Here is a 14,940-nt window from a genome sequence, read left to right on the forward strand (position 1 = left end):
CTTGCGGCGACGCAGAAGGTGTGAGTTCCAAGCCCTGTCTATTTCAGCAATTGGATTGTGGCCCCTTTACGAGTGCTTCAGAACTTCATTCCAATTTTAGGTTTGCGGGTTAGGCTAGGAGCGTAATGCCGGCGTATGAAAGGCAGATGTCGGGAGGAACCGCGCCACGGCGCGCGCTTTCGCGCGCCCTGCTTTTCGCATTGTTGTGCTCGACGGCACTTGTTGCCGAAACCGGAAGTGCGGCAGCCTTCGAGATTTTCGGCATCAAGCTGTGGGGATCCAAAGACGAAGATGCCGATATCGTCGACCCGCTGCGCTATGCGGTGACGATCGAGGCGCCGGACGCCGACAAGGATCTCGTCGAGAAGCTCGAAAACGCCTCGGCGCTGAAGGCCGACGAGGAACACCCGGTATCCGGTTCTCTCGGCCTGCTGGCCAAGGCGCGCAGCGACCGTGAGCAACTTGTCGCCGCGCTCTACGCGGACGCCCGCTACGAGGGTGTCGTCACCATCACTATTCAGGGCAAGCCGCTCGACGATCTGCCGCCCGATGCCGAGTTTTCGGGTCCGCAGCCGATACCGGTGGTGATCAGCATAGCGGCCGGGCCGAAATTCACGCTTGGCAACATCAGGCTGAAAGGCGATGCGGCGGGGCTGGCAAGTGCCGATTTCGGCCTGATCGCCGGGGGTGACGCCAGTTCGGGCGCCGTGCTCAAGGCCGAGGCGGCGATCGTGCGGGCACTCAAGCAAGAAGGCAGGCCGCTGGCCAAGGTGACGGGCCGCGAGATCGTCGCCGAGCACGCCGGTTCGACGCTCGACGTGACGCTCACCGTCGCGGCCGGGCCGGTCGCCGGCTATGGCGACACCACTGTCGAGGGCACCGAAAAGGTCGACCGCGACTTCACCGAATATATGACCGGCCTGAAGCGCGGCCGCCAGTATTCGCCCGATGAGATCGACGATGCGCGCGACCGGCTGCTCGGGCTCGAGGTCTTCAACAGCGTGACGGTGAAGGAAGCCGACGCGCTCGACGCCGAGGGCAATATCCCGATCGGTGTCGAGGTCAGCGAACGCAAGCCACGCTATTTCGGCATTGGCGGCAGCTTCTCAAATACCGAAGGGCTGGGCCTCGAAGGCTATTGGGGGCACCGCAATCTGTTTGGCCGCGCCGAAAAGCTGCGCATCGACGGCAAGATCAGCGGCATCGGCAGCAACGACTTGACCCAGCTCAATTACAATGCCGGCGTCATGTTCGAAAAGCCGGGCGTCGTCGGGCCGGCGTCGAAATTCATTGCCAGCGTCAATACCGTTTTGGAGCACCCCGACGCCTACGACCATTTCTCGGTCAAGGGCAGCACCGGCCTATCCTACGAACTCGACAAGAAGCAGACGGTTTCCGCGCAAGTCGCGCTGGACTATTCGAGGATCCACGACGCTTTCGGCAAGCACACCTATCTGATCGCCAGCATTCCACTGCAATATGTCTACGATAATCGCGACAGCAAGCTCAATCCGACCCGCGGCTTCAGGGTGCTGGCCTATGGCGAGCCGAGCTACGACATTTTGAGCGGGGCTGCGTTCGTCAAGCTGAAGGGCGAGGGGTCGGCCTACCAGTCGCTCGATTCGGCCTCGAAATTCGTTTTCGCCGAACGTGTCGCCATCGGCTCGATCATCGGCGCCGGTCTTCAAGATGTTCCGGCAGATCGACGCTTCTACTCAGGCGGCGGCGGTTCGGTGCGCGGCTATGCCTATCAAGGCATAGGCCCGAAGGACAGCAACGGAGAGCCGATCGGCGGGCTTTCCTTCTTCGAGACCTCGGTCGAAATGCGCATCGCCGTCACCGACAAGATCGGCGTCGTGCCGTTCGTCGATGCCGGCACGGTGTCGACCAGGCAGGTCCCCGATTTTTCAGACATGAAGGTCGGCGCGGGTGTAGGCTTGCGCTATCTGACGGCGTTCGGGCCGCTGCGCATCGACGCGGCAGTGCCGCTCAACCGCGGCCCCGACGATCCTCATTTCGGCATTTATGCCGGCATCGGCCAGGCATTCTGATGGCAATATTCAAGCGCATCCTCCGTATCCTTTTCTACACGCTGCTCATCGTCGCGGCAGCGGCGGTGGGGGCGCTCGTCGTGTTGACCAAAACCGAGGGCGGCCGCGAAAACCTTGCCGGCATCATCTCGACCATGGCCTCGACCGGTGATCGCAAGGTCACTGTCGTCGGCATCGACGGCATCTGGTCGGGCGCGCTGAGGGTCGATCATGTCGTTCTGGAGGATCGCGAAGGCGCCTGGATGGTGGCACGCAAGGTGGCCGTCGACTGGTCGCCGCTGGCACTCCTGTCGAAGAGCTTCAGCGCCGATCGCATCGGGGCAGAGCGTATCGAGTTGGCAAGGCTGCCGGTGGCCAGTACACAGCCGAGCCAAGGCGGAGCGACGACGCTGCCGGTTTCCATCGACGTCAGGCAACTCGACCTTCCCGAAATCGCGCTCGGGCAGGCTCTGGCCGGCAGCGGTGTCGCCGAACTTGCAGCCAAGGGGGCACTCAAGGCGGACGCCTCACCGTTGGCGATCGAGACCAACCTCAAGATCGTTCGCCATGACGGCAAGCAAGGCATGGTCGACGCCAAAGCCCATTTCGCGCCGGCCGACAACAAACTCGATCTCGACCTTAAGGCATCCGAGCCGGCCGGCGGCATCATCGCCAACCTGCTCAACCTGCCGGGCGCGCCGCCGGTCAACATTGTCGTTTCCGGCACCGGACCGCTCGCCAACTGGAATGGCATCGGGACCTTCGTTGTCGACGGCCGGATCGTCACCCAGCTTACCGGTCGCCATCAACTCACCGACAAGGGTCATTATGTCGAGGCCAATGGCGATGGCGAATTCGAGCGCTTCCTGCCCGAAACCCTGAAACCGCTGTTTGCCGGCAAGACCAGCTTCGACCTCGCCGGCACAGCGACCGCGGCCGGCGGCGTCGATGTCGAGCGCGCCAATATCGACAGCGGCGCCATCCACGCTACCGCCGCTGGCATTGTCGATCCGAACGGCACCAGCGACCTTTCGGTGAAGCTCGCCGCAAAGGGGCCGCCGATCGTGCTCAGCCTCGGCAGCGAGGCGCAGCCGATAACCGTGGCGATCAAGGATGCCACGGCCCGCGCTTTCGGCGATGGCAAGGCGCCGATGGTGGATATCGGCGCGTCGCTGGTCTCGGTGGTGGCGGGCGGCACGCGGGTGGACGACCTGATCGGGCAAGTGCATTCCGACGGCTTCGACATCCAGAACCGTAGCGGGCCCGTCACCATCAAGCTGACGGCGGCCGGCCTGAACACCGACGTCGCGACCTTGGCGCCGCTGGTAACGGGCAGGGTCAGCGCCGGTCTCGCCGGCTCGGTCAGCAAGGAACAGGTCGTCGTCGACGAAGGCACGCTGCGCAGCGACGCCCTCAATGCGTCCGTGACGGCCACAGTAGCGCTTGCCGATCTGTCGATGACGCTCAAAATGAATGCCGACGCGGCCTCGACGGCGCTGCCGCCCCAGATCAGCTCGGTTCTCGGCCAGCGCGTGCAGTTTTCCGCAACCGCGACACGCGACCCGGATGGTGCGTTCGCCGCCAACGCATTGCAACTCACCTCAGGCACGCTTAGCGCCAGCGGCACCGCCAGTGCGCAGGGCACCGATATCCGGGCCGATATCAAAGGCACGCTGGGCGACGTGTCGGTGCTGTCGCCGCTGGTCGGCGCCAAGGTCGGCGGCGCGGTCGGTTTCGCGCTGACCGCAAGCGGCGCGCGCAGCGCACCGAATTTCTCGGTTTCGGCCAACAGCGACAGCCTGACGGCGTCCGGTCATGCTGTGAAGCAGATCAAGCTGAGTGCGAGCGGCAAGGCCGATATCGCCAGTCCCGCCGCCGATGTCTCGCTGACCGGCTCGGTCGACGACCAGCCGCTCGACCTCAAGGCATCGCTGGTAACAACCGACGGCAAGCGCTCCATCAATGGACTTGCCGTCTCGTTGGCCGACAACAGGGTCTCCGGCGACCTCGGGCTCGACGACAACCTGCTGCCGCTCGGCACGTTGACCCTCGATGCCGCCGATATTGCTCCGCTGGCCAGACTTGCCGGCCAAACGGTAGCCGGCGACGTGCGCGGCACCATCCGCTTTGCGAACGACGACGGAGCGCCGACGGTCGCGATCGATGCGACGAGCACCGCGGTCTCGCGCGGCGAACTGGCGGCAAAGACAATCGCTGTCAACGCGCTGGTCGCCAATTATCTCAGTGCACCGGCAATCTCCGGCAAGATCAAGGCCGACTCGATCACCTCCGGAATCACGGTGATCAGCGGCATCGATGTCGACCTGAAGCGCAATGGCGACTGGACCGGCTTTACCGGCGGCGCCACGGTCGCCAGCATTCCGGCCAGCGCGTCCGGGCGGGTCAGGGTGGCGAACGGCACCACCAGCATCGAGCTTGCCTCGGGCGAGGCGACCATCCGCGGCATCAAGACAGCTATCGCGCAGCCATCGGCGCTAACAATCGCCAATGGCATGGTGAGCATAGAGAAACTGGCGCTCGGTGTCGGCGGCGGTTCGGTTGCTGTGTCGGGTACGGCTGGCCAGACGCTCGATCTCGCTGCCACCTTGTCGGCGCTGCCGGCAGCACTTGCCAATGATTTTTCACCAGGCCTCGATGCCGTGGGCGCGCTCAGCGGCACCGCGCAGGTCACGGGATCGTCGGCTGCCCCAGATATTCGCTTCAACGCCCGGCTCAGCGGCGCCGAAACCAGCCAGACCCGGCAGGCTGGGCTCGGGCCGCTCAATCTCGATGCGGCAGGCCATTTCTCGTCGGCCAGCGGCCTCGCCATCGAGCAGGCGACGCTTGCCGGCGAGAAAATCTCCGGCAAGGCAGCCGGCACCATCAATCCGAATGGCGCCAGCGATTTCTCGCTCGACCTCGCATCCACCGGCCCGAGTCTGCCGCTGTCGCTCGGCAGCAAGGCGAGCCCGATCAAGCTCGAGCTGCAGGCACTGTCGTTGAAGGCGGCCGGGCAGGGCACCCAGCCGAAGCTCGACATCTCCGCGACGCTGCCATCGGCCGCCACCAATCTAGCTAAGATCGAGGGCATCACGCTTGCGCTGCACTCCGACCGCTTCGACGTGAAAGCCCGGAGCGGGCCGATCTCCGGCTCGGTGATCGCTGAAAAAATCGGCCTCGACAATCCGACCATCGCGCCGCTGATCGCCGGCAAGGTCACCGCCAAACTCGCCGGCAGCCTTGCCGCCGATGCCATCGTCGTCGATAGCGGCACGGTGACCAGCGACGCGTTGAACAGCGGCTTCAACGGGCGGGTCTCGCTGGCCGACGGCGCCATCGACCTCAATGTCAAGGCGGACGCCGCCTCGGCGGCACTGCCGGGGGCGGTGCGTGGCGTGCTCGCCGAGCGAACGCAATTCAGTGCCGCGCTGAAGCGTGACGCCAACGGCAATGTCATCGCCAACACAGTCAGGCTGTCGTCTGGTTCGCTGACGGCAGGCGGGCAGGCGAGCCTTGCCGACAACAAGCTCAGCGCCGACGTCAAAGGCGCGCTGGGCGACGTCTCGCTGCTATCCAAGGACGCTCAAGGCGCCATTTCTTTCGCGCTGAATGCGCAAGGCGCCAGCACCGCGCCGGATCTGTCGCTGACTGTCAACAGCGACAAGCTTTCGGTGGCCGCACGCGAGATCACCGGGCTGAAGCTCACCGCCACCGGCAAGGCTGATGCCGCCAACCCGGCTGCGAATGTGCAACTCACCGGAAATGTCGGCGGCCAACCGCTGCAGGGCAGCGCTGTGCTGGCGACATCGGACGGCAAACGCGCCATCAACGGGCTTTTGCTGTCGCTCGGCAAGAACCGTGTCTCCGGCGACCTGGCGCTCGACGATGCCTTTGTGCCAGCCGGCACCGTGGCACTCGACCTGCCCGATATCGGTCCGCTTGCGGCCCTGGCACTGGAAAAGGCCGATGGCGATGTACGCGGCACGATCGCCTTCTCCAAGGCGGGCACCGTGCCACAGGTCGCCGTCAAGGCGACAACGGCCTCGATCTCGCGCGGCGATGTCTCGGCCAAGGCCGTGAGCATCGATGCGCTGATCGCCAACTATCTGGCGGCACCGGTGATCTCGGGCAAAATCCGTGCCGAGAGCGTAACTTCCGGCGGCACGGCTATTCGGGGCGTCAACGTCGATCTCAAGCGCGACGGCGAATGGACCGGCTTTTCCGGTGGCGCCTCCGTCAAGGATATTCCGCTGAAGGCCGCCGGCCGGGTCAAGGCAGTCAAGGGTACGACGACGGTCGAACTTGCCTCCGGCGAGGCGACCATCCGCGGCATCAAGGCGGCCATCGCCCAGGCCTCGACCATCAACATCGCTAATGGAGTGACCAGCCTCGACAGGCTGGTGCTCAACCTCGGCGGCGGCACGGCGACGGTCACGGGCAAGGCTGGGCAAGCGCTCGACCTCAACGCGACGCTGGCGCGCGTACCGATCTCGATAGCCAACAGTTTTTCGCCGGGCCTCGATGCCGCCGGTTCCATCTCGGGCACTGTGAAGGTGACGGGCGTGCCGGCCAATCCGGCCGTTGCCTTCAAGATTGACGCCGCAGGCGTTCAGACGTCGCAGACCCGTGGTGCAGGTTTCGGCGGCATGGGCGTTTCATCCTCAGGTACGTATTCGGGCAACAGACTGACGTTCGACGCCAACATGAGCGATGCCGCTGGCCTCGGCCTCAAGGGCGGCGGCACGATGACGACATCAGGCGCGCCCACCCTTGATCTCAATTTTTCCGGCAAGGTGCCGTTCGCCTTTCTCACCAGGACACTCGCCGCACAAGGCCTGTCCTTGAGCGGCACGGCCGACGTCGATCTGCAGGTACGCGGCCCGGCGACGTCGCCGGTGATCTCAGGCACAGTCCGCACGTCAGGCGCCCGCCTGCTCGACGCGCGCTCGGGGCTTGCGATCAACGACATCACTGCCGACGTCGCCATCGGTGGCGGCGTGGCAAGGATCAATCGCCTGACCGGCACGCCGTCGACGCGCGGCAGCCTTTCGGCCAGCGGCACCGTCGGCATCGATCCGGCTAAGGGCTTTCCGGCCGATCTGTCGATCAAGCTCGTCGACGGCCGCTATACCGACGGCAAGGTGGTCACCGCCAATCTTGGCGGCGACCTGACCGTCAAGGGACCGCTCACCTCCGCGCCGGTGATTTCCGGTACCGTCAATCTGGCCAAGACCGTCATCACCGTACCCGAAAAGCTGCCCGGTTCGCTGGCCGAGCTCAACGTCAAGCACAAGAATGCGCCGGCCGCCGTGCGTGCGCAGGACAAGGCGTTGCGCCCGGCCGCAGCAAGCAACGGCAGTGGAGGCAGCGGCCTCAACCTCGACGTCACGGTCAATGCGCCGAGCCAGATCTTCATCCAGGGCAGGGGTGTCGACGCCGAGCTCGGCGGTTCGCTGCGGCTGACCGGTCCGGCATCGTCACCCCAGGCGATCGGCACCTTCACCTTGCGGCGCGGGCGGCTGACGATCCTTGCCAAGCGGCTGACCTTCACCGAAGGCACAGTCGGCTTCTCCGGCTCTCTGGTGCCCTACCTCAACCTTACGGCGCAATCGAAGACGACCAGCGCCACCGTGACCATCGTGGTGTCGGGCGAGGCGAACAACCCGAAATTCAGCTTCTCCTCGGTACCTGCGCTGCCGGAGGACGAGGTGCTGGCGCAGCTGATCTTCGGCCGTTCGATGTCGAACCTGTCGCCGCTGCAGATCGCGCAGCTTGCCGAGGCTGCCGGACAACTGGCCGGCGTCGGCGGCTCGACCTCCCTGCTGCAGAACCTGCGCAGCGCGATCGGCGTCGACGATCTCGACGTAATCACCGACGAACAGGGCGGCACCGCCGTCTCGGCGGGCAAGTATCTCAACGACCGCACCTACGTGACGATCCAGAAGGGCGATAGGCCGGGTTCGGGCAAGGCAACCGTCGATCTCGACGTTGGGCGCGGCGTCAAGCTGCGTGGTGAGGCAACCGACGCCGGCGAAGCCAAAGGCGGTGTTTTCTACGAACGAGAATATTGAAACAGGCCGTTCGCGCAGGACAGTTGGTCTCCGAAGAACGAGCGGCGCAGCGGCGAATGTCCCAGTTTAATCGCCCGTTGAGATTTCGGACGAAATCCCTGGCGCAGTAGCAAATTTGCGCCAAGACTGTCGTTATCGCGCGAACCGCCCTGCTTTCAAAGTTGCACATTCCTTAGCATGTTCCCAATCCGCGCCGTCTTTGACATCATGGCGCGAATGCGGAATGTTAAAAGGCAGAAAGCCAACAATGGGAGTTAGTCATGACGATCTACAAGAGTAACGGCGACCGCGTTCCCGATCACATCCTAGCCATGGCCGAAGACGCCAAGGCAGGCAAGATGGATCGTCGCGAATTTCTGGCTCTCGCCAGCGTCTTCGGCGCGTCGACGGCGATGGCCTATGGCATGCTTGGCCTTGCAGACCCGACGCCGGCCAGGGCGGAAGAGGTCCAGGGCAAGAAAGGCGGCGTATTGAAGGTCGCGCAATGGATCAAGGATCCGAAGGATCCGCGCAAGTCCGACTGGTCGGAAATCGCCAATGCCGAGCGTCAGGCGCTCGAGCCGCTGGTCAAATATACAACCGAATATACATTCCGCCCCTATCTGCTGGAGAGCTGGGACGTGAATGACGACGCTACCGAATACACGCTGCATGTGCGCAAGGGCGTCACCTGGAACAACGGCGATCCGTTCACCGCAGACGACGTCATCTTCAACCTCAAGCGTTGGGCCGACAAGAAGGCCGAAGGCAATTCCATGCCCGGTCGCCTCGGTTCTCTGGTCAAGGACGACAAGCTGGATGAGAGCGCGGTGACCAAGGTCGATGACCACACGATCAAGCTGACGCTCAGCAAGCCGGATATCGCCCTCATTCCCAACGTGTGCGACTATCCCGGCCTCATTGTCCACAAGACGTTCGACGAAAAAGGCGGCGACTTCAAGTCCTGCCCGATCGGCACCGGGCCGTTCGAGCTCGTCTCCTACGATGTCGGCCAGAAAGTGGTCTACAAGCGCCGCGAAGACAACAAATGGTGGGATGGTGACGTCTTCCTCGACGGCATCGAGTTCATCGACTACGGCACCGATCCGGCGGCGATGGTCAGCGCTTTCGAAGCTGGCGAAGTCCATACCAATTTCGAAACGTCAGCCGACTATGTGTCGATCCTCGACGGCATGGACCTGGTGAAGTCGGAGATCGTCACCGCGTCGACGATCGTCTGTCGCACCAATGTGACCAACAAGCCTTACGGCGACCAGAAGGTTCGCAACGCCCTGCAGCTCGCAGTCGACAACAATGTCGTCCTCCAGCTCGGCTACGGCAATGCCGGCACGGTTGCCGAAAACCACCATGTCGCCCCGATCCATCCGGAATACTACGAATTGCCGAAGGTTGCTCGCGACCCGGCCAAGGCAAAGGCGCTGATGGCGGAAGCCGGCCAGGCCGATTTCGAGCACGAGCTGATCACGGTCGACGAGGATTGGCACAAGAACACAGGCGATGCGATCGCCGCGCAGATGCGCGACGCCGGCATCAAGGTGAAGCGTACGGTGCTGCCGGGTTCGACGTTCTGGAACGACTGGACGAAGTATCCGCTGTCGATGACCAACTGGAACATGCGGCCGCTCGGCGTCCAGGTTCTGGCGATCGGCTATCGCACAGGTGAAGCCTGGAACGAGACGGCCTGGTCGAATCCGGAGTGGGACGCCAAGCTCAACGCTGCGCTGGCAGTTGCCGACGCCGCCAAGCGCAAGGAAATGATGAAGGATATCGAGCAGATCCTGCAGGATTCCGGCATTATCATCCAGCCTTATTGGCGCAAGCTCTACAGCCATTCGGTCAAGGCGGTGCAGAACTACAAGATGCACCCGACCTTCGAGCGTGACTACGGCAAGGTCTGGCTCGAACAGGCCTGACCGGACGATCCGGAAAGGGGCGTCTCGCCCCTTTCCCTCGCTCTTTGCATGGTCCTTGGACCGGAAGTCGGCGCAGCAAAAAGTTGCGGACTCTTCGGCCTGGGTCTGCAATAAAAAGGGTATTGCATCTGGGACTGGTCTGAAGGCTTGTTCTGCCGCTGACGGCAGGGCACGGCTTGCAAACCGGTTCGAACCCCCAACCCGACCGGCAGGGGACCGCCATGCTTTCTTTCGTAATCAGGCGTCTCGGCACCATGGCATTGACGATGCTGTGTCTGACGATGATCGTCTTTTTCCTGGTCAATCTCGGGCCCAATCTGAAAAAGCTGGCGATCAGCCAGACCGAAATGCACACCTCGGCCGAGCAGCTTGAAGCTTGGCTGGTCAACCATGGCTATCGGCAGAATTTCTTTGTCCGCTATGGCCAATGGCTGGGTGTGGTGCCCAAGCAGCCGGTTACCGACCCGGCGACCGGCAAGCCGGCGCAGCGTTTCTCCTTCTGCAACGATCCGGTCGTGCCGACATTCTCCGGCATCCTGCAAGGCGATTTCGGTTGCTCGACCAAGTTCAAGACGACGGTCGCTTCGAAACTCTTTCCGGCGCTCAGTGCCACCGGCATCCTGATGCTCTGCGTGCTGGCCGTAATGGTGCCGATCTCGCTTTTGATTGGCATCCTCGCCGGCATGCGCGAGGGCTCACGCACCGACCGTACATTGTCGGTGGCTTCGATCGCCTCGACGGCGACGCCCGAATATGTTTCGGGCGTCATCTTCACCGTCATCTTCGCCTCCTGGCTCGGCGTACTGAACGGTTCGGCGGCCTCGGCCAGCCAGGGCATCACCTTCTACAATTTCACCTTGCCGGTGATGACGCTGGCGATCTACGGCATCGGCTACATCGCCCGCATGACCCGAGCCTCGATGGTCGAGGTGATGACGCAACAGTATATCCGCACCGCCCGGCTCAAGGGCCTCTCCTTCGGCAGCGTGGTGATAAAGCACGCTCTGCGCAACGCGCTGATCGCACCGTTCACGGTCATCATGCTACAGTTTCCCTGGCTGCTCACCGGCGTCGTCATCGTCGAGGTGATGTTCCGCTACCAGGGGTTCGGCTACACGCTGGTCGAGGCCGCCGGCAACAACGACATCGATCTTCTGCTCGGCTGCTCGCTGGTCTCGGTGTTTATCGTCCTGATCACACAGCTCATCTCCGATGTCGGCTACGCGTTCCTCAATCCGCGCATCAGAGTTCAATAGGAGACCGGCGGATGCAGGTCGAATATCTCAGCGCCTTCAACGTCGTACTCGGCGTGCTTACCCGCTTCTGGCCGGTCTGGATCGCTCTCGCCCTGGTGATGGGGACGAGCTTCGGCTACAAGAAGAAGCTAGGCCTTTACGGCCAGCTTTTCGACAGCGGCGTCGGCATCGTTGGCGTCGGCATCTGCCTGTTCTGGCTGTTTACGGCGATCTTCGCGTCGACCATCTCGCCCTTCGATCCGCTCGCCCAAGTGCCGATCATGAAGGACGCGCTGCCGGGCGCGATCGAGCCGGCGTCGAAACTTGTATATTATTTCGGCGGCGACAAGCTCGCCCGCGACGTGTTCTCCCGCATGGTCTATGGCAGCCAGATCGTGCTGATCATCGCGCCGGCGGCGACCGGTTTTGCACTGATGGTCGGCATAACGCTCGGCCTGCCGGCCGGCTATTATGGCGGCAAGATCGATACGGTGCTGTCCTTCCTCGCCAACCTTGTGCTGGCCTTCCCGGTGATCCTGCTGTTCTACCTGCTGGTGACGCCGGGCATCATGGACACGCCGATCCCCTACGCGATGGCCGGGCTGTTCTTCCTATTTCCGATCATCTTCTTCAGCGTGCTGTTCTGGACGCGCTACAAGAACCGACCCGACCGCCTCTATATCCTGCTTGGCCTGACGTTGGTGGTTGGCGGCTGGATCTATGCCGGCCTTGTCTTCGATGCCGATCCGTTCAAGATCATCCATATCGATCCCAACCAGCTCAACATCTTCGTGGCGGTGGTGTTCGCCTCCAGCCCGGGCGTGTTCCGCATCGTGCGCGGCCTGGTCATGGACATCAAAACGCGCGACTATGTTGCGGCGGCGCAGACGCGGGGTGAATCGCCCTGGTACATCATGCTGTGGGAGATATTGCCCAATGCGCGCGGGCCGCTGATCGTCGACGCCTGCCTGCGCATCGGCTACACTACGATCCTGCTCGGCACACTCGGCTATTTCGGGCTGGGACTGGCGCCGGAAAGTCCGGACTGGGGCACGGCGATCAAGGATGCCAGCCGGCTGCTGCGCTCCTTCATCCACCCGGCGCTGCCGCCGACGATCGCATTGATGTCGTTCGTGCTCGGCCTCAACCTCCTGGCGGATTCGCTGCGCGAACAGTCGATGAAAGATTGATACCGGGAAAGATCGATGCCGGGTTCGGCCCGACATGCCTGAAGAACAAGGATTGGAGCGACCCATGAATGAGGCAGTTCGAAATCCCGCCAAGCCGACCAATGGGCCGACCAATGGGCCGATCATCGAGATCGAGAACCTGTCGATCTCCTTCTTCACCCGCAAGGGCGAGATCCCGGCCGTCATGGATTTTTCCTGCACGGTCATGCCTGGCGAGGCAATGGGTATTGTCGGCGAATCCGGCTGCGGCAAGTCGACCGTGTCGCTCGGTATCATGCGTGACCTCTCCAACATCGGAAAGATCGTCGGCGGAAAGATCAAGTTCCAGGGCAAGGACATGGGAGAACTGTCCGACGAGGAACTGCGCGCTATCCGCGGCAACAAGATCGCCATGATCTACCAGGAGCCAATGGCCAGCCTCAACCCCGCGATGAAGGTCGGCCAGCAGCTGATGGAAGTGCCGCTGATCCACGACAAGGTGTCGAAGGACGAAGCTTACAAACGCGCTTTGGAAATGGTGCGCGCGGTGAAGCTGCCGGATCCCGAGCGCATGATGCGTTCCTACCCGCACCAGCTTTCCGGCGGCCAGCAGCAGCGCATCGTCATTGCCATGGCGCTGCTGTCGAAGCCGGCGCTGCTTCTGCTCGACGAGCCGACGACAGCGCTCGACGTGACGGTTGAGGCCGGTATCGTCGACCTGGTCAAGGGGCTGGGCGAGAAGTTCGGCACCTCGATGATCTTCGTGTCGCACAATCTGGGCCTGATCCTGGAGACCTGCGACCGCATCACGGTGATGTATTCGGGCGAAGCGGTGGAGACGGGCAAGATCAAGGACGTCTTCGACCGGATGCGCCATCCCTACACGCAAGGCCTGTTCCGCTCGATCCCATTGCCGGGCGCCGACAAGAATTCGCGGCCGCTAATATCCATCCCGGGTCAGTTGCCGCTACCGCACGAGCGGCCGAAGGGCTGCAATTTCGGCCCGCGCTGCCACCATTTCGTCGAGGGCGTCTGCAACGCCGCCGAAATTCCGATGATCGCGGTCGAAGGCCATGACGGGCATTTCTCGCGCTGTGTGCGCTTCAACGAGATCGACTGGGAGGCGCTGCCACCCGGCGCCAAGAAGGTGAACGAGCGGGTGGTGCCCGGTGCGCCGGTGCTCCAAATCGAAGACCTCAGGAAGTACTACAAGGTCGGCGGCAGCGAAGTGTTCGGCTCGAGCGAGGGCCGTGTCGTCAAGGCCAATGAGACGATCTCGTTCATGGCGCGCGAATCCGAGACCGTCGCTATCGTTGGCGAATCCGGCTGCGGAAAATCGACCCTGGCCAAGGTGCTGCTCGGCCTCGAAACGGCAAGTTCCGGCCGCGTCAAGCTCGGCAACAAGGAGATCCAGTCGACCGGGATCGAGAAGCGCAGCGTCGACACGGTATCGTCGATCCAGATGGTGTTTCAAAATCCGTTCGACACACTCAATCCCAGCCATTCGGTCGGTTCGCAGATCATTCGCACGCTGGAAAAGTTCAATGTCGGCAACACGGTGGCCGACCGGCGCAAGCGGATGCTGGAATTGCTAGACCTGGTGAAGCTGCCCAGAGCATTCGAGACACGCAAGCCGCGCCAGCTTTCAGGTGGCCAGAAACAGCGCATCGGCGTGGCGCGCGCCTTTGCCGGCGACGCCAAGGTGGTGGTGGCCGACGAGCCGGTCTCGGCATTGGATGTGTCGGTCCAGGCGGCGGTGACCGAGCTTTTGATGGACATCCAGCGCAAGAACAAGACGACGATGCTGTTCATCAGCCACGATCTGTCGGTGGTGCGCTACATCGCCGACCGCGTCGTCGTCATGTATCTCGGCTATATCGTCGAGCAAGGCACGACCGACCAGATATTTTCGCCGCCCTATCACCCCTACACCGAGGCGCTGCTGTCGGCGATCCCGATTGCCGATACCAGCGTGGTGAAAAGGCACATCGTGCTGGAAGGCGACATTCCGTCAGCGATGAACCCGCCCTCGGGATGTCCGTTCCAGACGCGCTGCGGCTACAAGAAACTGGTGCCGGACAATCTTTGCGAAACTACGGTGCCGCCAGTCAAAAATCTCGGCGACGGCCATATGAGCCTGTGCTGGCTGTCCGACGACGTGCTGGCGAAAATGGAGCCGGTGATCAAATTCGACAAGGAGCACGCCGCGAATGAGGGCGTGCCCGAGGATGCAAACCACGGTGTTGGCCCGGGCTTTGCCGGAGATCCGCCCAAGCGCCCGCATGGGAAGACTGGCAGCGTTGAAGCCGATGCCGAGGGCCAGGCAGTGGAGAATGCCGAAGCGGTCGCCAAAGCCCGAAGTCACGAGATTCGCGACGAGGTTTCAGAGACCGGCGGGACCTCAAGCCCTGCCGATAGCGCGGTGGCACCAATCACGCCGCCGACGGTCGGTGATGGACGGCAGGCAGAGGACGCTCCGCGCAGGCCGCGCAAACCCAAGGGCGGCTGAAATGCCGCTAGTA

At 63.0% G+C, this 14,940-nt stretch carries 6 protein-coding genes; all 6 read left to right on the plus strand.

The features are described from left to right. Positions 1-125: 125 nt before the first annotated feature. The 6 genes from NKH21_RS06555 (at position 126) to NKH21_RS06580 (ending at position 14,927) form a co-directional block, all read left to right on the plus strand. Positions 126-2,051 (plus strand): autotransporter assembly complex protein TamA, encoded by a 1,926-nt coding sequence (locus tag NKH21_RS06555; protein WP_352564374.1) that lies wholly within the window; start codon positions 126-128, stop codon positions 2,049-2,051. After that, entirely contained in the window at positions 2,051-8,101 is a 6,051-nt protein-coding gene (locus NKH21_RS06560) for a translocation/assembly module TamB domain-containing protein (RefSeq protein ID WP_352863642.1), read from the plus strand. The genes NKH21_RS06555 and NKH21_RS06560 overlap by 1 nt, the downstream gene beginning before the upstream one ends. Positions 8,102-8,361: 260 nt before the next feature. Further along, complete coding sequence (locus NKH21_RS06565) at positions 8,362-10,014, plus strand: ABC transporter substrate-binding protein (protein ID WP_352491081.1); 1,653 nt, start codon at positions 8,362-8,364, stop codon at positions 10,012-10,014. A 221-nt stretch (positions 10,015-10,235) separates the two neighbouring features. Continuing rightward, positions 10,236-11,270: an ABC transporter permease gene (locus NKH21_RS06570; protein WP_352564378.1), complete on the plus strand. Its 1,035-nt coding sequence runs from the start codon at positions 10,236-10,238 to the stop codon at positions 11,268-11,270. Between the two features lie 11 nt (positions 11,271-11,281). Then, positions 11,282-12,439 (plus strand): ABC transporter permease, encoded by a 1,158-nt coding sequence (locus NKH21_RS06575; RefSeq protein WP_352564380.1) that lies wholly within the window; start codon positions 11,282-11,284, stop codon positions 12,437-12,439. Positions 12,440-12,503: 64 nt separating this feature from the next. Then, the gene (locus NKH21_RS06580) at positions 12,504-14,927 is read left to right on the plus strand and encodes a dipeptide ABC transporter ATP-binding protein (protein ID WP_352564382.1); all 2,424 of its coding nucleotides are present in this window, start codon (positions 12,504-12,506) and stop codon (positions 14,925-14,927) included. The last annotated feature ends 13 nt before the right edge of the window (positions 14,928-14,940 follow it).

Source organism: Mesorhizobium sp. M1329 (assembly GCF_040318035.1).
In the GTDB taxonomy this organism is placed as follows: Bacteria; Pseudomonadota; Alphaproteobacteria; order Rhizobiales; family Rhizobiaceae; genus Mesorhizobium.

Coding starts and splice junctions, on each gene's coding strand:
- NKH21_RS06565 (WP_352491081.1), top strand. CDS start 8,362: ATGACGATCTACAAGAGTAACGGCGACCGCGTTCCCGATCACATCCTA.
- NKH21_RS06570 (WP_352564378.1), top strand. CDS start 10,236: ATGCTTTCTTTCGTAATCAGGCGTCTCGGCACCATGGCATTGACGATG.
- NKH21_RS06575 (WP_352564380.1), top strand. CDS start 11,282: ATGCAGGTCGAATATCTCAGCGCCTTCAACGTCGTACTCGGCGTGCTT.
- NKH21_RS06580 (WP_352564382.1), top strand. CDS start 12,504: ATGAATGAGGCAGTTCGAAATCCCGCCAAGCCGACCAATGGGCCGACC.
- NKH21_RS06555 (WP_352564374.1), top strand. CDS start 126: ATGCCGGCGTATGAAAGGCAGATGTCGGGAGGAACCGCGCCACGGCGC.
- NKH21_RS06560 (WP_352863642.1), top strand. CDS start 2,051: ATGGCAATATTCAAGCGCATCCTCCGTATCCTTTTCTACACGCTGCTC.